Raw genomic sequence first — 22,335 nt, 5'->3', positions numbered from 1 at the left:
TGTCCAAATGCAGCACGTTTTATCCGTTCTGGACTTCCCCTGCCAACCAACGCGCCGCAACAATAACCCCCTGCCCCAGAGACAACCCGCCATCGCCCGCAGGTAAACTTTGTGGGAAGAGCAACGTAAAATCAGCAAGATAATGCGCCAGACGTGCACGCAGCAAACAGTTATGAATAACTCCGCCGCTAAATACCAGCGTAGTGATACCCCGCATCGTGGCCTGCTCACGCATCAACGCGGCAAAACCCTGCGCCAGCGCATCATGAAACGCCCACGCGCGTTGATTAACCGGAGCCTGCCAGCTCAGCCACTGCTGCCAGAAAGTGGCGAGATCCAGTTGATTGTCCACCAGCGGCATCGTCACCGGATGCGTCACGCCGTGGCACGAAGCCGCCAGCGCCTCCAGCGCACAAGCCGCTTCACCTTCATAACTTAACGTGGCTGGCGCACAGCCCAGCGCCGCCGCTACGGCATCGAACAAACGTCCACACGACGATGCCAGCGGCGCGTTAATTCCACGCTCAATAGCCCGCGCCAGCACGCTCCAGTTTTGCTGTTGCACACTTGCCGTTTCAGAGTAATTCTGCCACTCCGGCACAAAGCGCAGGCACTGCGCCAGCAGGTTTCGCCACGGCTGCTTCGCAGCCAAATCGCCCCCCGGAAGCGCCACTGCGGGCAAGCCGCCCAGGTGCTGGCATTCGCGATAGTTCACCCGCAAGCACTCGCCGCCCCACAAAGCGCCGTTCTCCCCCATACCAATACCGTCGAGCGTCAACGCAATGACATCTCCGCCATCCAGAGGCCAGAGGTGTTCTGCCAGACACGCCGCTGCGTGGGCATGATGATGCAGCACCGTTTGCGTCGGCAGATTCATCTCACGCGCCCACTGGCTGGAGACATAGCCCGGATGCGCGTCATGCACAACGTATTGCGGAGTGAAATCGTAGATGTTTTGCATCAGGCGTAACGCTTCGCGCCACTGCATCTGGATGCCATCGTCACTTAAATCGCCCAGATGCTGACTCAACACCGCTTGTTCGCCGCGCACCAGGCAGAAGGTATTTTTCAGATCCGCGCCGAGACACAGCACAGGCGGAACATTTTTAAAGCCCGGAGGCAAAGCCAGCGCATCCGGCACATACCCCCGCGAACGGCGCAGCATTTCGCCGCTTTCGCGCACCACCGAATCATCCATCCGCTGCACGATGTCGCGGTTATGTATCAAGAATCCGTCGGCAATGCCCTGCAAATCCGCCAGCGCCTGTTCGTTGCTGATAGCCGGTGGTTTACCGCTCAGGTTGCCGGAGGTCATCACCAGCGGGCATTGCAGTTCCTGTAACAGCAAATGCTGGAGCGGGTTCGCAGGCAACATTACCCCGACTTCGTTAAGGTCAGGGGCGATATCATCACAAAGCTCAGGTACATATTTTTTATCCACCAGCACAATCGGCGCGGCGGGCGTGGTAAGCAACTGGCGCGCAGCGTCTGGTAAACCGTCAGCCACTGGCAACATGACCGCCAGCGGTTTCGCCGGGCGATGTTTGCGCGCCCGAAGTGTCGCCACCGCGTTACTGTTACGTGCATCGCAGGCAAGATGAAATCCGCCAATCCCTTTGATGGCGACAATGTTGCCCATTTTTAACTGTGCGATAGCTGCCTGTAATGCCGCCTCTTGTTCTGCATGTTCACCATGACTTACCCATTCAAGATGGGGGCCACACTCCGGGCAGGCCACCGGCTGGGCGTGGAAGCGACGATCGAGCGGGTCACAGTACTCTTTGTCACAAGCCGGACACAGCGGAAACGCCGCCATCACGGTAAACGGGCGGTCGTAAGGCATGGCGCGAATAATGGTGAAACGCGGACCACAGTGAGTACAGTTGATAAACGGATAACGCCAGCGTCGTTCGCCTGGGGTATTCATTTCGGCAAGACAAGCAGGGCAAGTCGCGGCATCGGGAACAATTTGCGTATTCATGACGCCACCCGCGCTCTGGCGGATGGTGAACTCAGTGGGCAGTTGTGACCAGATAAACGGCTCACGCTCGACGCTATCAATACGCGCCAGTGGCGGGCAGTGCTGATGCAATTGAACAAGAAACGTTTCCGGATCTTCCAGCAGCCGGACTTCTACGCCATCGCCGTCATTACAGACATCGCCGTGAAGATTTAATTGCTGTGCCAGTTGCCAGACAAACGGACGAAAACCGACGCCCTGCACTTTGCCACGAATACGCAGTTGGACACCGCAAGATGTGTTTTTTGCCATTGAGTTATTCCCGCCATCATGAATTGCGTAACCCGCCCAGCCGGACACGACAGCGTCGCATCCGGCAGTCACAGGTCGGCGATACTGCCCGCTTCGTATTCTACGAATATTTCCGGGAATTCCTTTGATACCAGAACAGTTCTGTAAGATTTTTAGAACATCAGCGCCGTGCGGCGGCGTTTTTCTGCGCTCAGTTGTTCAAGTTTATTACGATCGACACAAATCAGCGCATGGGTCGGGCAAGCCGCCATACACGCCGGGCCGTCTTCACGATGGTTGCACAGGTCGCATTTATTGGCTTCGGCTTTGTCAGCCCGTACATTCAGCCCTGCGCCGCTGTTGCGAATCACCGGACGCACCACCACTTCCATCGCACCATACGGGCAAGCCACAACGCAGGTTTTGCAACCAATACAACGTTCCTGCATGACATGAACAAACCCTTTATCACGGCTGATAGCACCATTCGGGCAGACGTTAGCGCACGGTGCATCTTCACACTGACGGCAAACTGTCGCCGTGGAAATGTTCACACCTTTAATGACATGGATACGCGGTAAAAATGTTTCCGGGGTCAGCGATGCACAGTCCTGATTTTCCTGATGAGAAACCACGCACGCTACTTCACAGGTACGGCAACCAATACATTTACTCGCGTCAGCAATGATGAAACGGTTCATCAAATTCTCCAGCAATAACAGTTAATGCGCCGATACATTCACAAATCATGCCAGTTTTTAATTTACTGTTATTTAAGGAAATTAAATTCTGTACTACAGGAAAAACGATGTCATCGACACTAGTGACGATGACATGTGATGACAATGTTTATCGCGAAAGAGCAATGAGTGAGCCGCGGCGGATTAGTTTTCCGCTGAAGGTTTTCGGCGGTGAGAAATCCCCGCCATCGAGCATAAAAATCAGCCGTCCAATAATTTCCTGAATCATCTCAGTCACCGGAATTTTTACGCTGGAGAGCGCCGGAACGATGTAGGGGGCAATAGCGATATCATCGAATCCGATAACTGACACCTGCTCTGGCACCGCTACGCCGCGCTCGTGTAACGCTTTGATCGCACCTATCGCCATATCGTCGTTACTGGCAACTAACGCGCTAAATTTAGCCCCACGTTCGAGCAACGTTTCTACCCCTTCGGCACCGCTGGCGGGCGTCCATTTACCGTTAGCGATAAGTTTTTCATTGAACGCAATACCATGCTGCGCCAGCGCGTCTTTATATCCGGCAAGACGTTCAATGCTGGTGGGGGAATCCATCGAGCCGGTAAGGAAAGCAATCTCCTGATGTCCGGCGGTTATCAACTCTGCCACGGCGTTAAAGCTGGTCTGTTTATGATCGCACCAGACGCTATGGCTGCTGTTTTTGCGCAGGCGGCGATTAAGCACCATTATCGGCTGACTGTGTGCGTCAATGATGTCATCAATCTCATCCACGCTTAAAAAGCGCGGGTAAATCATGATGGCGTCGCAGCGCAAATCCAGCAGATACTGAATCGCCTGGCGCTCTTCTTCGGCGCTATGTTTACCATCTGCCAATAGCAACTGTCGCCCTTTCTCTTCCGCCATTCGCGCGGCATGAAACAGTAATTCACTAAAATAAATGCCATGGTAAAGCGTGTTGGTCACGACCAGCCCCAGCGTCTGAGTACTCTTCGCCGACAGATTGCGCGCCAGCAAGTTTGGACGGTAACCGCTCTCTTCTACCGCCTGAAACACGCGATCTTTAGTCTCCTGGCTGACGTAGCCATTACCTGAAAGCACGCGGGAAACGGTCGCTTTTGAAACCCCGGCGCGCTTCGCCACTTCCAGCATCGTCGTCATCATTTTCATCCCTTTACACGCAATCAACGCAGTGTACTGCACCGTTTGCCGATTGTCCTTGCGCAATCGGCGGGAAAAATATTCAGGTGACCGGTTTCACAAATATAAAAAATGAACAATTAACTCTCTTGCTTATTGCATGTTAACTATTCATGATTTTGTGAAACCGGTTTCCCAATTCCGTTTCAGCATCGGCATTTTTCCGTCACGTCGACTGATAACAACTACATCTACCCTACTGATAACAGGATAAAATCCGATGGCCAAAAATTATGCGGCGCTGGCAAGCTCGGTGATAACGGCACTGGGCGGCGTTGATAACATCTCGGCGGTCACGCACTGTATGACGCGTTTGCGCTTTGTTATCAAAGATGACCAGCTTATCGATAGTCCGACGTTGAAAACCATCTCCGGCGTGCTCGGCGTGGTACGTAGTGACAACCAGTGTCAGGTGATTATAGGTAATACGGTTTCGCAGGCCTTTCAGGAAGTCGTCAGCCTGCTGCCGGGAGACTTGCAACCCGCGCCTCCCGTGGGTAAACCAAAGCTCACGCTACGTCGCATTGGTGCGGGGGTCCTCGATGCGCTGATCGGCACCATGTCACCGCTGATCCCGGCGATTATCGGCGGATCGATGGTCAAACTGCTGGCGATGATCCTCGAGATGAGCGGCGTGCTGACAAAAGGATCGCCGACCTTAATCATTCTGAATGTGATTGGTGACGGTGCTTTCTTCTTCCTGCCGCTGATGGTCGCGGCTTCTGCCGCCATCAAATTTAAAACCAATATGTCGCTGGCGATTGCCATTGCGGGTGTGCTGGTACATCCGAGTTTTATTGAGCTGATGGCGAAAGCGGCCCTGGGTGAACATGTTGAATTTGCCCTGATTCCGGTCACCGCGGTGAAATACACCTACACAGTGATCCCGGCGCTGGTGATGACCTGGTGCCTGTCATATATCGAACGCTGGGTGGACAGCATTACGCCAGCGGTGACGAAAAACTTCCTCAAGCCGATGCTGATTGTGTTGATTGCCGCACCGCTGGCAATCCTGCTGATTGGCCCGATTGGTATCTGGATCGGTAGCGCCATTTCGGCGCTGGTTTACACCATTCATGGTTATCTGGGCTGGCTTTCAGTCGCCATTATGGGCGCGCTGTGGCCTCTGCTGGTAATGACAGGGATGCACCGCGTCTTTACGCCAACCATCATTCAGACCATTGCCGAAACCGGCAAAGAAGGGATGGTCATGCCGTCAGAGATCGGCGCTAACCTGTCGCTGGGCGGTTCATCACTGGCGGTGGCATGGAAAACGAAAAACCCGGAACTGCGCCAGACGGCGCTGGCTGCGGCAGCATCAGCCATTATGGCGGGGATTTCCGAACCCGCGTTATACGGCGTGGCGATCCGCCTGAAACGTCCGCTTATCGCCAGTCTTATCAGCGGTTTTATTTGCGGCGCGGTTGCCGGTATGGCGGGGCTTGCCAGCCACTCAATGGCAGCGCCGGGGCTATTTACCAGCGTGCAGTTCTTCGATCCGGCGAATCCAATGAGCATCGTCTGGGTGTTCGCCGTCATGGCGCTGGCGGTCGTGCTGTCGTTCATCCTCACACTGTTGCTCGGCTTTGAGGATATTCCTGTTGAGGAAGCGACTGCCGAGGCGCGAAAGCATCAGAGCGTACAACCGACCGTCGCCAAAGAAGTAAGTCTTAATTGAGGATGAAAATGTCAGTATTTCCGCAAGGTTTTTTATGGGGCGGCGCGCTTGCCGCCAACCAGTCTGAAGGCGCGTACCGTGAAGGCGGCAAAGGGCTGACCACCGTCGATATGATCCCGCACGGCGAACATCGAATGGCGGTGAAACTGGGGCTGGAAAAACGTTTTCAGTTGCGCGATGACGAGTTTTATCCCAGCCATGAGGCGACGGATTTTTATCATCGTTATAAAGAAGATATCGCCCTGATGGCAGAGATGGGATTCAAGGTTTTTCGCACCTCGATTGCCTGGAGCCGCCTATTTCCGCAGGGCGATGAACTGACGCCCAATCAGCAGGGCATTGCTTTTTACCGCGCGGTATTTGAAGAGTGTAAAAAGTACGGTATCGAACCGCTGGTCACGTTGTGTCACTTCGACGTGCCGATGCATCTGGTTACTGAATATGGCTCCTGGCGTAACCGCAAGCTGGTAGAGCTTTTCAGCCGCTACGCCCGGACCTGCTTTGAAGCATTTGATGGTCTGGTGAAATACTGGCTTACCTTCAATGAAATCAACATTATGTTGCATAGCCCGTTCTCCGGCGCGGGTCTGGTGTTTGAAGAAGGGGAAAATCAGGATCAGGTGAAATATCAGGCTGCGCATCACCAGCTGGTTGCCAGTGCGCTAGCCACCAAAATCGCCCATGAGGTTAACCCGCAAAATCAGGTGGGTTGTATGCTGGCGGGCGGTAACTTCTACCCTTACAGCTGCAAGCCGGAAGATGTCTGGGCGGCGCTGGAGAAAGATCGGGAAAACCTGTTTTTTATCGATGTGCAGGCGCGGGGCGCGTATCCGGCTTACTCTGCCCGCGTATTCCGCGAAAAAGGGGTAACCATCGACAAAGCACCGAGCGATGATGAGATCCTGAAAAACACCGTCGATTTTGTCTCTTTCAGCTATTACGCCTCGCGCTGCGCCTCGGCGGAGATGAACGCCAACAACTGCAGTGCGGCGAACGTGGTGAAATCGCTGCGTAACCCGTATCTGCAAGTGAGCGACTGGGGCTGGGGTATTGATCCACTCGGTCTGCGTATCACCATGAATATGATGTACGACCGTTATCAGAAGCCACTGTTTCTGGTGGAAAACGGCCTGGGCGCAAAAGATGAATTTGCTGCCAATGGCGAAATTAACGACGACTATCGCATCAGCTATTTACGCGAACATATCCGCGCAATGGGCGAAGCGATTGCAGACGGCATTCCGCTGATGGGCTACACCACATGGGGCTGTATTGATTTAGTTTCCGCCTCTACGGGTGAAATGAGCAAACGCTACGGTTTTGTCTACGTAGACCGTGACGACGCAGGCAACGGCACGCTGACGCGCACGCGTAAGAAATCGTTCTGGTGGTATAAAAAAGTGATTGCCAGTAACGGTGAAGATTTAGAGTAAGTAACCGTGCCGGATGCGGCGTGAACGCCTTATCCGGCCTACAAGGCCCGATAAGCGTTGCGCATCGGGCAATCTTGGGTTTGGCATCAGTCAAAAATCAAAGAAACCATTCCGGCTTAACGCCAAATCGGGCTGAAAGTGCCTTAATGTGGGATATCGTCAGGGAACGTTGTCCAGATAAAATCTGACTGACCAGGGATTTAGAGCCGATTTCGTTCTTCAAATCCGCATAGGTCAGATTATGTTGATCAATCAGCGTACGAAGTAACGCCACGCCAACCGGCATTGCTGCAACGGCTTTGTCGAACTCTGCAAACTTTTCGTTATTGTTTTCATATTCTGCAATGCGGCTCGCCAGAAAGTCGATAAGTGGATTGGTATCATCTTCTTCAATCAAATATTCGACCAGTTCCAGTGCTTCACGATAATCATCTTCTGAGTCACTGCCTCCCAGAAAGGGGACTGCATTGACCAGTTCTCTTGTTGCTTTAACAGCGCGTGCAGCATTAGCAGTCATTCTTTGTTCTCTCTGTAGTATCGTGTCAGACGCTCACTTTTCTAAAATGCCATGTTTGCTCGGCATCATAAGGCATGGTCAGGAGAGGTTTCAGCACCCGCTTTTGCGCATATTCGCCGTCACTCATTGGCAGATATTCGGTAAAGCTGGTGGCCTGTGCAGGCAGCACTAAGCTCAATAAAAAAGCGCACATCCCTGTTCTGATGTTCAATTCCCTGAATTCCCTGATGGAGAATTATTCTTCTTCCACCGCTAACTGCGCGAAGCCGCCATTCCCTTCCCAGCCTTCCAGTCGTTGATAAACGGTTTCTACCGCATCTTTAATCGGCTGGGTCATCGGGTAGTAAAAGCCGACGATATCCGGCTGGATGCCGAGAAAAATCACTTCGCCAATATCTTCTTTCAACTGGTCGATAAGATAGTTCAGCGGCATGTTATGGGTAGTCATCATAAACATCTCGGCGATGTCAGCCGGGTCGATGATGCGGATCTCGCCAGGGTTTAGCCCCATATCCGTGGCGTCGACAATAAGCAGCCGTGTCGGGCGCAGTTCGCGGATAGCGACAATGTCGTTTTCCGGTGCGCTACCGCCGTCAATCACTACCCAGTTACCTTTCGGCGCGGCAGCGCACTTTTCCGCCAGTAGCGGGCCTGCGCCATCATCACCCATCATGCTATTGCCAACACAGAGTAAAACGTCAGTCACGCAGTCTCCTCACCATCAAATAGATGGCGTTTTCCTGATGAATATCATGCAGCATACTTAACAGCATTGTACTCCATTCCTTCTGCTGCGAAGTTTGCGCTGCCCGGGCTTTATCGAATGCGTTGGCCAGCATCGGCACATGGTTAATGTCGATGACGATCTCACCATATTTCGGCACGCCTTCCATTTTGCGGCGGGCTTCGCTGCCCGCCTCCAGAGTGGCAATCCATGCCAGATAGTCATCCCACGGGCAGGTAAGCGCCGCTTCCAGGCAATCGATAACCCCAAGGTGGTGACCAATCGCCAGGCTGTAATAGACCACCTGCTGCGCCTCGGCGGGCGTAGCATCGTTCTCATCAATGAATTTACGGCTCAGTTGACTGAACACCACCTTTTCACTCATCGGATACGCGCCTCTTCAACAACATGATTCAGATGGCTGACAATCTCGTTCAGACGCGGATCGTTTTCCGCTTCCAGCCAGCGTGCAACCTGTTCTTCGCCCTGCCCTAATTGCGTCAGGAAATCATCGGCAATCTGGCGACCGTAACGATAACCCGCCAGGCGGCGTGCTTCGCGATCCACTTTCACGCGCAGCGGCTGCACCATATCGCCATGCAGAATCTCCGCCGGTTGTTCATCCTGCTCACCCGGCCCACGGGCGTGGATTTTCTGCTCCAGCAGGCCGAGCGCCATCGCAAAGCCGTACAGCGTGGCGGCAGGCGTTGGCGGGCAGCCAGGGATATAAACATCCACTGGAACGATTTTATCCGTACCGCCCCACACGCAGTAGAGATCGTGGAAGATCCCGCCACTGTTACCGCAGGCACCGTAGGAGATACAGATTTTCGGGTCCGGCGCGGACTGCCACGCACGCAGCGCAGGGGATCGCATTGCACGGGTGACCGCGCCGGTAAACAGTAAAATATCCGCATGACGCGGTGACGGAACGACTTTAATGCCGAAGCGTTCTGCATCGAACAGCGGCGAAAGCGTGGCGAAAATTTCGATTTCGCAACCGTTACAGCCGCCGCAGTCCACGCGATAAACGTAGGCAGAACGTTTGATTTTTTTCAGTAACGACGCCTTCATGCTGGCGATGGATTCATCCACCGTCATCGGGACCGGAATGCCGTTGGCGTCACGGGGGCCTAATAAATTGCTCATCAGATGGCCTCTTTCATATGGCGAGTCAGTTCAATACGGTCGGACGGCACCAGGCATTTCTGGCGCTTACATTCCGGGCAAGTCTCAAAGCTTTCGCGGTGGTTTTCCGCGCGGCTGTCACCGTTGTGCTTAAGCAGCGCAATGGCGTAGTCGATCTCTTTCTGGACGGCGAAAGGACGATTGCAGACGCGGCAGTTGCACAGCGCGAAGCGGGACTGTTGCAGGAAATCTTCTTTCTTCCACACCGCCAGTTCGTACTCTTGCGACAGTTTGATCGCCGCTGTCGGGCAGACTTCTTCGCAGCGCCCACAGAAGATGCAGCGCCCAAGGTCAAACTGCCACGCCAGCTCACCAGTGGCGAGGTCGGTTTCAACCGTTAAGGCGTTTGACGGGCAGGCATTGACGCAAGCCGCACAGCCAATGCACTGCTGCGGGTTCTGCTCTGGCTTACCACGGAAGTTTTTATCAACCGCAATCGGCTCCAGCGGATAAGACGAAGTCGCCGTGCCGGTTTTGATGACTTTTTTGATAAAGGTAAACATGGCGATTCCTTATTTCAGCGGCGAGTTTTTACGCTCAATGCTGTAGCGCTCAAGTTCTTTGTACGGCACCACTTTGCTCTTCTTCTTACGTACATCGACCACGGTCATGCGGTCGGTACAGGAGTAGCAAGGGTCCAGGCTACCGATAATCAGCGGCGCATCGGAAACGGTGTTGCCGCGCAGCATATAACGCAGGGTCGGCCAGTTCGCGTAGGTCGCCGCACGGCAGCGCCAGCGGTACAGCTTCTGGTTGTCGCCGGTCATGCTCCAGTGGATATCGTCGCCGCGCGGCGCTTCGGCAAAGCCCAGCGCGAAACGGTGCGGAATGTAGGTAAAGCCTTCCACCATCAGCGGGCCGCCCGGCAGGTTATCCAGACCGTAATCGATCATATTCAGCGCGGTATAGACTTCGTTGATACGCACTTTCAGACGGGAAATAACGTCGCAGCCCTGCTCGCTGTGGACTTCCATTGGCAGCAGGCCATAACCAACAAACGGGTGATCGGCACGGGTATCACGGGCGTGACCGCTGGCACGAACCATCGGGCCAACGTTACTGAAGTCGCGAGCGATTTCCGGGTCCAGACGACCAATGCCGACGGTGCGTTGTTCCATGTTCGGTGTGCTCAGCAGCACATCCACCAGCTCCTGCACTTCACGACGCATCTGTTGTGCCAGCTGGCGGGTCTGGATCATGTCGTCTTTCAGCAGATCGCGACGAATCCCGCCGATCAGGTTCAGGCCGTAGGTTTTACGTGCACCGGTAAGGATCTCTGCCATTTTCATGGAGGTTTCACGCACGCGGAAGAACTGCATAAAGCCGGAGTCGAAGCCGGTAAAGTGACAGGCCAGGCCGAGATTGAGCAGATGCGAGTGCAGGCGTTCTACCTCCAGCAGAATGGCGCGGATCATCTGCGCGCGTTCTGGCACCTGAATACCCATCGCGTTTTCCACCGACGTGGTATAGGCGGTGCTGTGAGCAAAGCCGCAGATCCCGCACACACGGTCAGAGAGGAAGGTCACTTCGTTGTAACCCATACGGGTTTCCGCCAGTTTTTCCATGCCGCGATGGACGTAGAACAGGCGGTAGTCGGCGTCGATAATGTTTTCACCATCGACGAACAGACGGAAGTGACCCGGTTCGTCAGAAGTGACGTGCAGTGGACCAATCGGCACGACGTTGTTTTTCTTGTCGCCCAGTTCGTTGATGAACTCGTAGGTTTCAGCATCGGTAGTCGGTGCCGGACGCTGACGATAATCCATGCTGTCTTTACGCAGAGGATAAAGTTCATCCGGCCAGTCATCCGGCAGCACCAGACGACGTTCATCCGGCAGACCAACCGGAATCAAACCGTACATATCGCGCACTTCACGCTCGCCCCACACCGCCGCCGGAACGCGCGGCGTCACGGAAGGATACTCCGGTTTGTTGGCGTCAACTTCGACGCGAACCGTTACCCAACACTTGGTGCCCTTCTCCATCGACAGCACGTAATAAACGGCGTAATGACCATTCAGTTTGCGTTCGTCGTTACCAAACAGCACCGACAGCCAACCCCCTTGTTTGTAGTAGAGAAACTCCACCACTTCCGGCAGGTAGTTCACCTTCACGGTGACGGTTAGCTGATCTTTGGTCTGCCAGGCGTGGTCCAGCACGACGCCCGGAAATGCCTCATTCAGCGCGGCGAGATAATGTTGACCTAATTTTTCTTCAGACATGCTCAAACTCTCTTTAATCACGCCGCCAGCAAGGAGACGAACGCTAAAAATGCAAAGCCAAAACCAGCCCAGGTAATGCGTGGAGTAATATCAAGACGCAAACGGGCCATGCTGTTTTCGAACAGCGCGATAACCAGTACGCCGACCACCAGTTTGACGATGGCAATCACCAGCGCCAGCAGCAGCCCACCGACGGTGAAGGTTTCCATTTGTCCCCACGGAATAAACACCCCGACGAACATCTGCAACACCACCAGCTGTTTCAGGCTGATGCCCCATTTCATGACGCCAAAGCCGCTGCCGCTATACTCAGAGAGCGGACCTTCCTGCAACTCCTGCTCGGCTTCCGCCAGGTCGAACGGCAGTTTGCCCATTTCGATAAAAGTGGCGAACGCACAGGCACAAAGCGCCAGCACCAGCGGGATGCTCTGGCTCAGTGGCCAGTGATAAACGGTGTCGGTGATGTTGCTGATGTTGGTGGAACCGGCAGCCTGTGCGGCGACCCACAGACCAAGCAGCAGCATCGGTTCAACCAACACGCCAAGCATCGCTTCACGGCTCGCGCCGATAGCGGTAAACGGGCTACCAGTATCCAGACCAGAAATGGCAAAGAAGAAACGCGCGATGGAGAAGAGATACAGTAAGGTGATCAAATCGCCCAGTGGCGGCAGCGGAGAGCCGACGGTCACCACCGGCAGCGCAGTGGCGATAGTCAGCATGACGCCCACCATCACATACGGCGTCAGGCGGAACACCCAGCCGGAGGCATCCGGGCCAACGCTCTGGCGGCCCAGCAGTTTGATAATGTCGCGATACTCCTGCAACACACCCGGCCCACGACGGTTATGCAGACGGGCGCGCGCTACGCGGGTAATACCGGAGAGCAGCGGCGCAACGGCAAATAGCACCAGCGCCTGAATTAACGGATATAAAACACTCATTCTCAGGCTCCTCGTGAAACAATAATCACCACCAGCACCGCCAGTTCAACCAGCGCCATCCGGCGGAACAGCAACGCACTCCCCTCGCACTGCCAGCCCGGCACCAGAGACACCGGATTCAGCCATTTGCGTAGTTTCAGCACCGGCGCAAACGCCTGTTTCACCGGCATGGCAAAACCGTGAGCGGTAATCACCATTGATTTTTCATGATCGTAGCCGCACACCCAGGCCGCACCGCGGGAACGCGACGGCAAACGATCGCCTTTGCAAATCGCCATAATGATGAATGGCAGCAGCGGGCAGGCAATCAGCAGCAACGTGATCATTGGTTGAGAAACGGTGGTGTTAGCAGGCTCCAGCGGCAGAGGTACAGCAGCAGAGAGCATCGGCAGTAGCCACGGCGCAGCAACACCGCCAATTACGCAGCAAATCGCCAGTGCCACTACGCTTACGCTCATCAGGAGCGGCGCACAGGTGGCGTTTTCGGCCTCTTTGGTACGCGGCGCGCCGAGGAAAGTAACGCCATAAACTTTCGCCATACACATCACCGCCAGCGCACCGGTAATTGCCAGCCCCACGGCGAGCAGCGGCCCGAGAAGACGGGCAACAAACGCGCCACTATTGCTCAGTTTGAAGAAGGATTGATAGATAACCCATTCCCCGGCAAAACCGTTCAGCGGCGGCAGCGCAGCCATTGCCATCAGCCCGACTAACATGGCGATGGAGATAACCGGCATTTTCTTGCCAATACCACCGAGTTTTTCGATATCGCGATGACCGGTACGGAACCAGACGCTCCCCGCACCAAGGAACAGTACGCTCTTGAACAGGCTATGGTTAAGCAGATGGTACAGACCACCAACCAGACCAAGGGCAATCAGCGCCGGTTGTTCGAGCGCGATACCCGTTACGCCAGCGCCCAGCCCCAGCAGGATAATGCCGATATTCTCCAGGGTGTGGTAAGCCAGCAGACGTTGGATATTATGTTCCATCAACGCATACAGACCGCCGACGAATGCGGTGATCATACCGAGCACCAGCAGCGCGATCCCCCACCACAGCGGTGCATTACCGCCCAGTAGTGACAGAGTTAAAATGCCCAGCAGGCCAATTTTCATGACTACCGTGGAAAACAGCGCGGCAGCTGGCGCAGAGGCGTTGGCATGTGCCTGTGGCACCCAGCCGTGCAGCGGAATAATCCCGGCCAGCAGGCCAAAGCCAATCACACCGAGCAGCCAGATATCGGAACCGAGCGGCAGCTGTTGCATACGCATATCCAGCAGGCGCAGATCCAGCGTGCCGTAACGCTGCCACAGCAGCCAGCAGGCAATCGCCAGCAGCAGAGTGCCAAGACGCCCCAGCGCAAACCACAGTTTGCCCTCTTTGCTGTTGCTGGTGAGGAACACCGCACACAGGGCCATGATTTCGGCCATTACCACGAACATGCCGAGGTTGCTGGCGATGACGGCACAGACGGCGGCAGCCATCAACATATTGATCTGCAAGCCGTTGCATTTCACCTGCGCGTGGCGATGCCAGTCAATGTTGTAGAGGCTGACAAACAGACCGCATAGGCCGAGTGTAATCAGCCAAATCGCGTTAAGCGGAGAGATTTGCACATCGTAGCTTACCAGCGACAGCGCACCGCTCACGCCAACCGTGCCAGTCAGCACAGTGAAGCCCGCGGCTGCCGTATACAGGCTACCCACCGCGCCGCCAATTCCGGCTATCCAGCCACTTAGCGCTTTTTGAAAAGAAAAGAGAAATGCCAGAACAGCGACGGCGACAAACCACGCCACGCCGCTATTGATCAGGGAAATTGCGCTCATTTAGCCTCTCCACTTTGAGCCTGCTGAAACAAGGTGAGATCGCCAAAGTCCGTGTTAAAAGTCAGCTCACGCTTACGTTTGCTGACGCGGGCGATATCGGTGTTATCCACCAGATGCAGGGCTTTAGTCGGGCACATCCGCACGCAGGCCGGACCTTGTTCATCAAAGCTACAAAGGTCACATTTGACGGCGATCGCGCGAATACCTGGCACCCAGTCAAGCAATGTGCTGACACGCGCCGGAGCAGGCGGTGCCGGTGGCGCTTTCGGGGTATTGGCGTTTGCCGGAATATCCAGCGGACGGCTGCCGGAAAATTCAATTGCGCCAAACGGGCAGGCGATGCCACACAGTTTGCAGCTTACGCACAAGCTTTCATTCAGCTGCACGGCACCATCAACACGAGTGATGGCGTTAACCGGGCAGACCGTTGCGCAGGGTGCATCTTCACAGTGGTGACAGAGCTGCGGCGCAGATTCTTTTTCATTTAGCATCACTCTCAGGCGCGGCATTGATTGCAGGCCGTGCTGGCGATGCGTCTCTGAACAGGTAGCCTCACAAGTGTGGCAGCCGATACAGAGCGTGGAGTCAGCAATTACAAAACGATTCACCAGGCATTCCTCAGGTGATTGTCATTTTTGACGAAAACATGCCGATGAAATGTCATTTTCGACACTCATCGACACGCCCATCCCCAAACAGGCGTAACGCCTGCAAAACGGGCAAAGCCTCAGCTCATGCTGCCGGGCTTTGTCCCTTTACCAGTTGGCTTAAATTCACCGGCACATTGTTTTCAATGGCGGTGTATAAGCTGTCGTAAACGCCAGCGATTTTTTCGAGATAGTGTTCCAGAACCTGTTCGCGATCGCGGATGTTGACCTTGCCATCAATCATGCCGTCAATGCTCAGTTGCGCCTGCGCAATCCGCTGTTTGTCTTCACCCTCTTTCGTTTCGACGTAATACTCGATGGTGTGGCTGTTAAAGCCATCCGCCAGGGTGACGTAAATGCGAAAATGTTCAAAAAGGACGAAACAGAGTTCTTTGTCCGGCGCGCAGCTCATGGCGTGATGCAGGCGCGCTTTCGATAACGTGATCCCCTGAACCAGCGAATTGCAGTAGATGTGCCACTGGTCCTGTAGGCGACGATGCCGCTGTGCGATGTAATCGGCTTTCTCGCTTATTTCCCAAATAGTCATTGTCAGGTTACCCGTTTAACAGAGATGCCAGCTTTAAGCATTTTCTGTGCCAACTTTTAATTTATTGTTATTAAAGCGATTTTTAAGCTAAAGATGAATTTCGTCGCCGTGTCGACGTGTCATTTCGACATCATCGACATTATTTACCGCAGGGATAATCAACACTGGCACAATTATTGCTTGTAGCTGGCAATAGTTAATGGGAGGCGATATGCACGAAATAACCCTCTGCCAACGGGCACTGGAATTGATCGAACAGCAGGCCGCAAAACACGGCGCAAAACGCGTAACTGGGGTCTGGCTCAAAATTGGCGCATTTTCTTGTGTCGAAACCAGCTCTCTTGCCTTTTGTTTTGATCTGGTTTGCCGCGGCAGCGTGGCGGAAGGTTGTAAACTGCACCTCGAAGAACAAGAGGCCGAATGCTGGTGTGAAACATGCCAACAGTATGTGACGCTACTGACCCAGCGCGTCCGCCGCTGTCCACAGTGTCATGGTGACATGCTACAGATTGTGGCAGACGACGGTTTACAGATTCGGCGGATAGAAATAGACCAGGAGTGAGCGATGTGTACAACATGCGGTTGCGGTGAAGGCAACCTGTATATCGAGGGTGATGAACATAACCCTCATTCCGCGTTTCGTAGCGCGCCATTTGCCCCGGCGGCACGCCCGAAGATGAAAATCACCGGCATTAAAGCGCCTGAATTTACCCCCAGCCAGACTGAAGAAGGCGACCTGCATTACGGTCATGGCGAAGCGGGCACTCACGCGCCGGGCATGAGCCAGCGTCGGATGCTGGAAGTCGAAATTGACGTGCTGGACAAAAATAACCGTCTGGCTGAACGCAACCGCGCGCACTTTGCTGCCCGCAAGCAACTGGTGCTCAACCTGGTTTCCAGCCCTGGTTCCGGTAAAACCACCCTGCTGACGGAAACCTTAATGCGCCTGAAAGACAGCGTTCCGTGCGCAGTTATTGAAGGCGACCAGCAAACCGTGAACGATGCCGCGCGCATTCGTGCTACCGGCACGCCAGCGATTCAGGTGAACACCGGTAAAGGCTGCCATCTTGACGCACAGATGATTGCCGACGCCGCGCCGCGCCTGCCACTGGACGATAACGGTATTCTGTTTATCGAAAACGTCGGCAACCTCGTGTGCCCGGCCAGCTTCGATCTCGGTGAAAAACACAAAGTGGCGGTGCTTTCCGTTACCGAAGGTGAAGACAAACCGCTGAAATATCCGCATATGTTTGCCGCCGCCTCGCTGATGCTGCTCAACAAAGTTGACCTGCTGCCGTATCTCAACTTTGACGTTGAGAAGTGCATCGCCTGCGCCCGTGAAGTCAATCCAGAAATTGAAATCATCCTTATTTCCGCCACCAGCGGCGAAGGGATGGACCAGTGGCTGAACTGGCTGGAGACACAGCGATGTGCATAGGCGTTCCCGGCCAGATCCGCACTATTGACGGCAACCAGGCGAAAGTCGACGTCTGCGGCATTCAGCGCGATGTCGATTTAACGTTAGTCGGCAGCTGCGATGAAAACGGTCAGCCACGCGTGGGCCAGTGGGTACTGGTTCACGTTGGCTTTGCCATGAGCGTAATTAATGAAGCCGAAGCACGCGACACTCTCGACGCCTTACAAAACATGTTTGACGTTGAGCCAGATGTCGGCGCGCTGTTGTATGGCGAGGAAAAATAATGCGTTTTGTTGATGAATATCGCGCGCCGGAACAGGTAATGCAGTTAATTGAGCATCTGCGCGAACGTGCTTCACATCTCTCTTACACCGCCGAACGCCCTCTGCGGATTATGGAAGTGTGTGGCGGTCATACCCACGCCATTTTTAAATTCGGCCTCGACCAGTTGCTACCGGAAAACGTTGAGTTTATCCACGGTCCGGGTTGCCCGGTGTGCGTACTGCCAATGGGTAGAATCGACACCTGCGTGGAGATTGCCAGCCATCCGGAAGTCATCTTCTGTACCTTTGGCGATGCCATGCGCGTACCAGGGAAACAGGGGTCGCTGTTGCAGGCAAAAGCACGCGGTGCCGATGTGCGCATCGTTTACTCGCCAATGGATGCGTTAAAACTGGCGCAGGAGAATCCAACCCGCAAAGTGGTGTTCTTCGGCTTAGGTTTTGAAACCACCATGCCGACCACCGCCATCACGTTGCAACAGGCAAAAGCCCGCGATGTGCAGAATTTTTACTTCTTCTGCCAGCACATTACGCTCATCCCAACACTGCGCAGTTTACTTGAAGAGCCGGATAACGGTATCGACGCGTTTCTTGCGCCCGGTCACGTTAGTATGGTTATCGGCACTGATGCCTATAATTTTATCGCCAGCGATTTTCATCGTCCGCTGGTGGTCGCTGGTTTCGAACCCCTTGATCTACTTCAAGGCGTGGTGATGCTGGTGGAGCAGAAAATAGCGGCCCATAGCAAGGTAGAGAATCAGTATCGTCGGGTGGTGCCGGATGCCGGTAACCTGCTGGCGCAACAGGCAATTGCTGATGTGTTCTGTGTCAACGGCGACAGCGAATGGCGCGGCTTAGGCGTGATTGAATCTTCTGGCGTGCACCTGACGCCGGATTATCAACGATTCGATGCCGAAGCACATTTCCGCCCGGCACCGCAGCAGGTCTGCGATGACCCGCGTGCGCGTTGTGGTGAAGTATTAACGGGCAAATGTAAGCCGCATCAATGCCCGCTGTTTGGTAACACCTGTAATCCTCAAACCGCGTTTGGTGCGCTGATGGTTTCCTCCGAAGGAGCGTGCGCCGCGTGGTATCAGTATCGTCAGCAGGAGAGTGAAGCGTGAATAATATCCAACTCGCCCACGGTAGCGGCGGCCAGGCGATGCAGCAATTAATCAACAGCCTGTTTATGGAAGCCTTTGCCAACCCGTGGCTGGCAGAGCAGGAAGATCAGGCCCGTCTTGATCTGGCGCAGCTGGTAGCGGAAGGCGACCGTCTGGCGTTCTCCACCGACAGTTACGTCATTGACCCGCTGTTCTTTCCTGGCGGTAATATCGGCAAGCTGGCGATTTGCGGCACCGCCAATGACGTTGCGGTCAGTGGCGCTATTCCGCGCTATCTCTCCTGTGGCTTTATCCTCGAAGAAGGATTGCCGATGGAGACACTGAAAGCCGTAGTGACCAGCATGGCAGAAACCGCCCGCGCGGCAGGCATTGCCATCGTCACTGGCGATACTAAAGTGGTGCAGCGCGGCGCGGCAGATAAACTGTTTATCAACACCGCTGGCATGGGCGCAATTCCGGCGAATATTCACTGGGGCGCACAGACGCTAACCGCAGGCGATGTATTGCTGGTTAGCGGTACACTCGGGGACCACGGGGCGACTATCCTTAACCTGCGTGAGCAGCTGGGGCTGGACGGCGAACTGGTCAGCGACTGCGCGGTACTAACGCCGCTTATTCAGACGCTGCGTGACATTCCCGGCGTGAAAGCGCTGCGTGATGCCACCCGTGGTGGTGTAAACGCGGTGGTTCATGAGTTCGCGGCAGCCTGCGGTTGTGGTATTGAACTTTCAGAAGCGGCACTGCCAGTTAAACCTGCTGTGCGCGGCGTTTGCGAACTGCTGGGACTGGACGCCCTTAACTTTGCCAACGAAGGCAAACTGGTGATCGCCGTTGAACGCAACGCAGCAGAGCAAGTGCTGGCGGCGTTACATTCCCATCCATTGGGAAAAGATGCGGCGCTGATTGGCGAAGTAGTAGAACGTAAAGGTGTTCGTCTTGCCGGTCTGTATGGCGTGAAACGAACCCTCGATCTACCGCACGCCGAACCGCTTCCGCGTATATGCTAATAAAATTCTAAATCTCCTATAGTTAGTCAATGACCTTTTGCACCGCTTTGCGGTGCTTTCCTGGAAGAACAAAATGTCATATACACCGATGAGTGATCTCGGACAGCAAGGGTTGTTCGACATCACTCGGACACTATTGCAGCAGCCCGATCTGGCCTCGCTGTGTGAGGCTCTTTCGCAACTGGTAAAGCGTTCTGCGCTCGCCGACAACGCGGCGATTGTGTTGTGGCAAGCGCAGACTCAACGTGCGTCTTATTACGCATCGCGTGAAAAAGACACCCCCATTAAATATGAAGACGAAACTGTTCTGGCACACGGTCCGGTACGCAGCATTTTGTCGCGCCCTGATACGCTGCATTGCAGTTACGAAGAATTTTGTGAAACCTGGCCGCAGCTGGCCACAGGTGGGCTATACCCCAAATTTGGTCACTATTGCCTGATGCCACTGGCGGCGGAAGGGCATATTTTTGGTGGCTGTGAATTTATTCGTTATGACGATCGCCCCTGGAGCGAAAAAGAGTTCAATCGTCTGCAAACATTTACGCAGATCGTTTCTGTCGTCACCGAACAAATCCAGAGCCGCGTCGTTAACAATGTCGACTATGAGTTGTTATGCCGGGAACGCGATAACTTCCGCATCCTGGTCGCCATCACTAACGCGGTGCTTTCCCGCCTGGATATGGACGAACTGGTCAGCGAAGTCGCCAAAGAAATCCATTACTATTTCGACATTGACGATATCAGCATCGTCTTACGCAGCCACCGTAAAAACAAACTCAACATCTACTCCACTCACTATCTTGATAAACAGCATCCCGCTCACGAACAGAGCGAAGTCGATGAAGCCGGAACCCTCACCGAACGCGTCTTCAAAAGTAAAGAGATGCTGTTGATTAATCTCCACGAGCGGGACGATTTAGCCCCCTATGAACGCATGTTGTTCAACACCTGGGGCAACCAGATTCAAACCTTGTGCCTGTTACCGCTGATGTCTGGCGACACTATGCTGGGCGTGCTGAAACTGGCGCAATGCGAAGAGAAAGTCTTTACCACTACCAATCTGAATTTACTGCGCCAGATTGCCGAACGTGTGGCAATCGCTGTCGATAACGCCCTCGCCTATCAGGAAATTCATCGTCTGAAAGAACGGCTGGTTGATGAAAACCTCGCCCTGACCGAGCAGCTCAACAATGTTGATAGTGAATTTGGCGAGATTATTGGCCGCAGCGAAGCCATGTACAGCGTACTTAAACAAGTGGAAATGGTGGCGCAAAGTGACAGTACCGTTCTGATCCTCGGTGAAACTGGTACAGGTAAAGAGCTGATTGCCCGCGCGATCCATAATCTCAGTGGGCGTAATAATCGCCGCATGGTCAAAATGAACTGCGCGGCGATGCCTGCCGGATTGCTGGAAAGCGATCTATTTGGTCATGAGCGTGGGGCTTTTACCGGTGCCAGCGCTCAGCGCATTGGTCGTTTTGAACTGGCGGATAAAAGCTCACTATTCCTCGATGAAGTGGGCGATATGCCGCTGGAGTTACAGCCGAAGTTGCTGCGTGTATTACAGGAACAGGAGTTTGAACGTCTCGGCAGCAACAAAATCATTCAGACGGACGTACGTTTAATTGCCGCGACTAACCGCGATCTGAAAAAAATGGTCGCCGACCGAGAGTTCCGTAGCGATCTCTATTACCGCCTGAACGTATTCCCGATCCACCTGCCGCCACTACGCGAGCGTCCGGAAGATATTCCGCTGCTGGCGAAAGCCTTTACCTTCAAAATTGCCCGTCGTCTGGGGCGCAATATCGACAGCATTCCTGCCGAGACGCTGCGCATCCTGAGCAACATGGAATGGCCGGGCAACGTGCGTGAGCTGGAAAACGTCATCGAGCGCGCGGTATTGCTAACACGCGGCAACGTGCTGCAGCTGTCATTGCCAGATATTGCTTTACCAGAACCTGAAACGCCGCCTGCCGCAACGGTTGTCGCCCAGGAGGGCGAAGATGAATATCAGTTGATTGTTCGCGTGCTGAAAGAAACAAACGGCGTGGTTGCCGGGCCTAAAGGCGCTGCGCAACTTCTGGGGCTGAAACGCACGACTCTGCTGTCACGAATGAAGCGACTGGGAATTGATAAATCGGCATTGATTTAACAGATGTGGTTATACTCGATCAACATTCAATGAAAGGAGGCAGTATGGCAGTTTCAGCAAGAAATCAATTAACCGGAACAGTTAGCGCAGTAGCAATGGGCGCGGTGAATGATGAAGTAGAACTGACGCTGGCAGGTGGTGCAAAGCTGGTGGCAATTGTGACTCACAGCAGCCAGCAAGCGCTGGGTCTGGCGAAAGGGAAAGAAGCGATTGCCCTGATTAAAGCCCCGTGGGTCACGCTGGCAACGGAAGACTGTGGACTGAAATTCTCTGCTCGCAACCAGTTTGCTGGCAGCGTGTCGACAATCACCGAAGGCGCAGTGAACGCCACTGTCCATATCAAAACGGATGCGGGTTTTGAAATTGTGGCAGTGGTAACAAATGAAAGTCAGGATGAAATGAAACTCACCACTGGCTCGCGCGTTATTGCATTGATCAAAGCATCAGCCATCCTGATTGCCACCAAAGCGTAAGCGCC

The 22,335-nt window shown here is 54.3% G+C and carries 23 protein-coding genes; 9 read left to right on the top strand and 14 right to left on the bottom strand.

Annotation, left to right across the window (positions count from 1 at the left end):
* Positions 1-19 precede the first annotated feature (19 nt).
* The 3 genes from hypF to ascG all read right to left on the bottom strand — a co-directional run bounded on the left by hypF (position 20) and on the right by ascG (position 4,111).
* Entirely contained in the window at positions 20-2,272 is a 2,253-nt protein-coding gene (gene hypF / locus EAS44_RS06435) for a carbamoyltransferase HypF (RefSeq protein WP_001350159.1), read from the bottom strand.
* A 152-nt stretch (positions 2,273-2,424) separates the two neighbouring features.
* Positions 2,425-2,952, bottom strand: coding sequence for an electron transport protein HydN (hydN, locus tag EAS44_RS06430; RefSeq protein ID WP_001078777.1), 528 nt, complete (start codon positions 2,950-2,952; stop codon positions 2,425-2,427).
* Between the two features lie 148 nt (positions 2,953-3,100).
* The gene (gene ascG, locus EAS44_RS06425) at positions 3,101-4,111 is read right to left on the bottom strand and encodes a DNA-binding transcriptional regulator AscG (protein ID WP_024174326.1); all 1,011 of its coding nucleotides are present in this window, start codon (positions 4,109-4,111) and stop codon (positions 3,101-3,103) included.
* A 259-nt stretch (positions 4,112-4,370) separates the two neighbouring features.
* Between ascG and ascF the strand changes: the two genes are divergently transcribed.
* Both ascF and ascB read left to right on the top strand, forming a co-directional pair.
* Positions 4,371-5,828, top strand: coding sequence for a PTS cellobiose/arbutin/salicin transporter subunit IIBC (gene ascF, locus EAS44_RS06420; protein WP_001107898.1), 1,458 nt, complete (start codon positions 4,371-4,373; stop codon positions 5,826-5,828).
* An 8-nt stretch (positions 5,829-5,836) separates the two neighbouring features.
* Positions 5,837-7,261, top strand: a complete 1,425-nt coding sequence (gene ascB / locus EAS44_RS06415) for a 6-phospho-beta-glucosidase AscB (RefSeq protein WP_000110376.1) — start codon at positions 5,837-5,839, stop codon at positions 7,259-7,261.
* 97 nt (positions 7,262-7,358) lie between these two features.
* On the opposite strand, the gene EAS44_RS06410 is transcribed toward ascB, so the two are convergent.
* The 11 genes from EAS44_RS06410 to hycA form a co-directional block, all read right to left on the bottom strand.
* Complete coding sequence (locus EAS44_RS06410) at positions 7,359-7,778, bottom strand: helix-turn-helix domain-containing protein (RefSeq protein ID WP_000126294.1); 420 nt, start codon at positions 7,776-7,778, stop codon at positions 7,359-7,361.
* Between the two features lie 25 nt (positions 7,779-7,803).
* Positions 7,804-7,989 (bottom strand): hypothetical protein, encoded by a 186-nt coding sequence (locus EAS44_RS06405; RefSeq protein WP_015953052.1) that lies wholly within the window; start codon positions 7,987-7,989, stop codon positions 7,804-7,806.
* Positions 7,990-8,013: 24 nt separating this feature from the next.
* Positions 8,014-8,484, bottom strand: a complete 471-nt coding sequence (hycI, locus tag EAS44_RS06400) for a hydrogenase maturation peptidase HycI (protein WP_000132954.1) — start codon at positions 8,482-8,484, stop codon at positions 8,014-8,016.
* Positions 8,477-8,887, bottom strand: a complete 411-nt coding sequence (hycH, locus tag EAS44_RS06395; RefSeq protein ID WP_001291913.1) for a formate hydrogenlyase assembly protein HycH — start codon at positions 8,885-8,887, stop codon at positions 8,477-8,479. Before hycH ends, hycI begins: the two co-directional genes overlap by 8 nt.
* A complete protein-coding gene (hycG, locus tag EAS44_RS06390; protein WP_000067399.1) occupies positions 8,884-9,651 on the bottom strand; it encodes a formate hydrogenlyase subunit HycG in 768 nt (255 codons plus the stop codon). Before hycG ends, hycH begins: the two co-directional genes overlap by 4 nt.
* Positions 9,651-10,193 (bottom strand): formate hydrogenlyase subunit HycF, encoded by a 543-nt coding sequence (gene hycF / locus EAS44_RS06385; protein WP_000493797.1) that lies wholly within the window; start codon positions 10,191-10,193, stop codon positions 9,651-9,653. Before hycF ends, hycG begins: the two co-directional genes overlap by 1 nt.
* 9 nt (positions 10,194-10,202) lie before the next feature.
* Positions 10,203-11,912 carry a formate hydrogenlyase subunit HycE gene (hycE, locus tag EAS44_RS06380; RefSeq protein ID WP_001288134.1) on the bottom strand — a complete coding sequence of 570 codons (1,710 nt, stop codon included), beginning with the start codon at positions 11,910-11,912 and terminating at the stop codon, positions 10,203-10,205.
* 17 nt (positions 11,913-11,929) lie between these two features.
* A complete protein-coding gene (hycD, locus tag EAS44_RS06375) occupies positions 11,930-12,853 on the bottom strand; it encodes a formate hydrogenlyase subunit HycD (RefSeq protein WP_000115215.1) in 924 nt (307 codons plus the stop codon).
* Positions 12,854-12,855: 2 nt separating this feature from the next.
* Positions 12,856-14,682 (bottom strand): formate hydrogenlyase subunit 3, encoded by a 1,827-nt coding sequence (gene hycC, locus EAS44_RS06370; protein WP_001274444.1) that lies wholly within the window; start codon positions 14,680-14,682, stop codon positions 12,856-12,858.
* Positions 14,679-15,290 carry a formate hydrogenlyase subunit HycB gene (hycB, locus tag EAS44_RS06365; protein ID WP_001079195.1) on the bottom strand — a complete coding sequence of 204 codons (612 nt, stop codon included), beginning with the start codon at positions 15,288-15,290 and terminating at the stop codon, positions 14,679-14,681. Before hycB ends, hycC begins: the two co-directional genes overlap by 4 nt.
* Before the next feature lie 124 nt (positions 15,291-15,414).
* A complete protein-coding gene (gene hycA, locus EAS44_RS06360; protein ID WP_000158061.1) occupies positions 15,415-15,876 on the bottom strand; it encodes a formate hydrogenlyase regulator HycA in 462 nt (153 codons plus the stop codon).
* Positions 15,877-16,087: 211 nt separating this feature from the next.
* Between hycA and hypA the strand changes: the two genes are divergently transcribed.
* The 7 genes from hypA (at position 16,088) to EAS44_RS06320 (ending at position 22,330) form a co-directional block, all read left to right on the top strand.
* The gene (gene hypA, locus EAS44_RS06350) at positions 16,088-16,438 is read left to right on the top strand and encodes a hydrogenase maturation nickel metallochaperone HypA (RefSeq protein WP_001299100.1); all 351 of its coding nucleotides are present in this window, start codon (positions 16,088-16,090) and stop codon (positions 16,436-16,438) included.
* Between the two features lie 3 nt (positions 16,439-16,441).
* Positions 16,442-17,314, top strand: a complete 873-nt coding sequence (hypB, locus tag EAS44_RS06345) for a hydrogenase nickel incorporation protein HypB (protein WP_000337654.1) — start codon at positions 16,442-16,444, stop codon at positions 17,312-17,314.
* Positions 17,305-17,577 carry a hydrogenase 3 maturation protein HypC gene (hypC, locus tag EAS44_RS06340; protein ID WP_000334881.1) on the top strand — a complete coding sequence of 91 codons (273 nt, stop codon included), beginning with the start codon at positions 17,305-17,307 and terminating at the stop codon, positions 17,575-17,577. Before hypB ends, hypC begins: the two co-directional genes overlap by 10 nt.
* Entirely contained in the window at positions 17,577-18,698 is a 1,122-nt protein-coding gene (gene hypD, locus EAS44_RS06335; RefSeq protein ID WP_001212973.1) for a hydrogenase formation protein HypD, read from the top strand. Before hypC ends, hypD begins: the two co-directional genes overlap by 1 nt.
* Positions 18,695-19,705, top strand: coding sequence for a hydrogenase maturation carbamoyl dehydratase HypE (hypE, locus tag EAS44_RS06330; RefSeq protein WP_001059916.1), 1,011 nt, complete (start codon positions 18,695-18,697; stop codon positions 19,703-19,705). The genes hypD and hypE overlap by 4 nt, the downstream gene beginning before the upstream one ends.
* Positions 19,706-19,778: 73 nt before the next feature.
* Positions 19,779-21,857 carry a formate hydrogenlyase transcriptional activator FlhA gene (gene flhA, locus EAS44_RS06325; protein WP_001350757.1) on the top strand — a complete coding sequence of 693 codons (2,079 nt, stop codon included), beginning with the start codon at positions 19,779-19,781 and terminating at the stop codon, positions 21,855-21,857.
* Positions 21,858-21,901: 44 nt separating this feature from the next.
* Positions 21,902-22,330, top strand: a complete 429-nt coding sequence (locus EAS44_RS06320) for a TOBE domain-containing protein (protein WP_000301062.1) — start codon at positions 21,902-21,904, stop codon at positions 22,328-22,330.
* The last annotated feature ends 5 nt before the right edge of the window (positions 22,331-22,335 follow it).

Source organism: Escherichia coli DSM 30083 = JCM 1649 = ATCC 11775, assembly GCF_003697165.2.
Lineage (GTDB): Bacteria > Pseudomonadota > Gammaproteobacteria > Enterobacterales > Enterobacteriaceae > Escherichia > Escherichia coli.
Note: the sequence above shows the minus strand (reverse complement) of the source record. Positions and strands in the feature narration are given on the sequence as shown.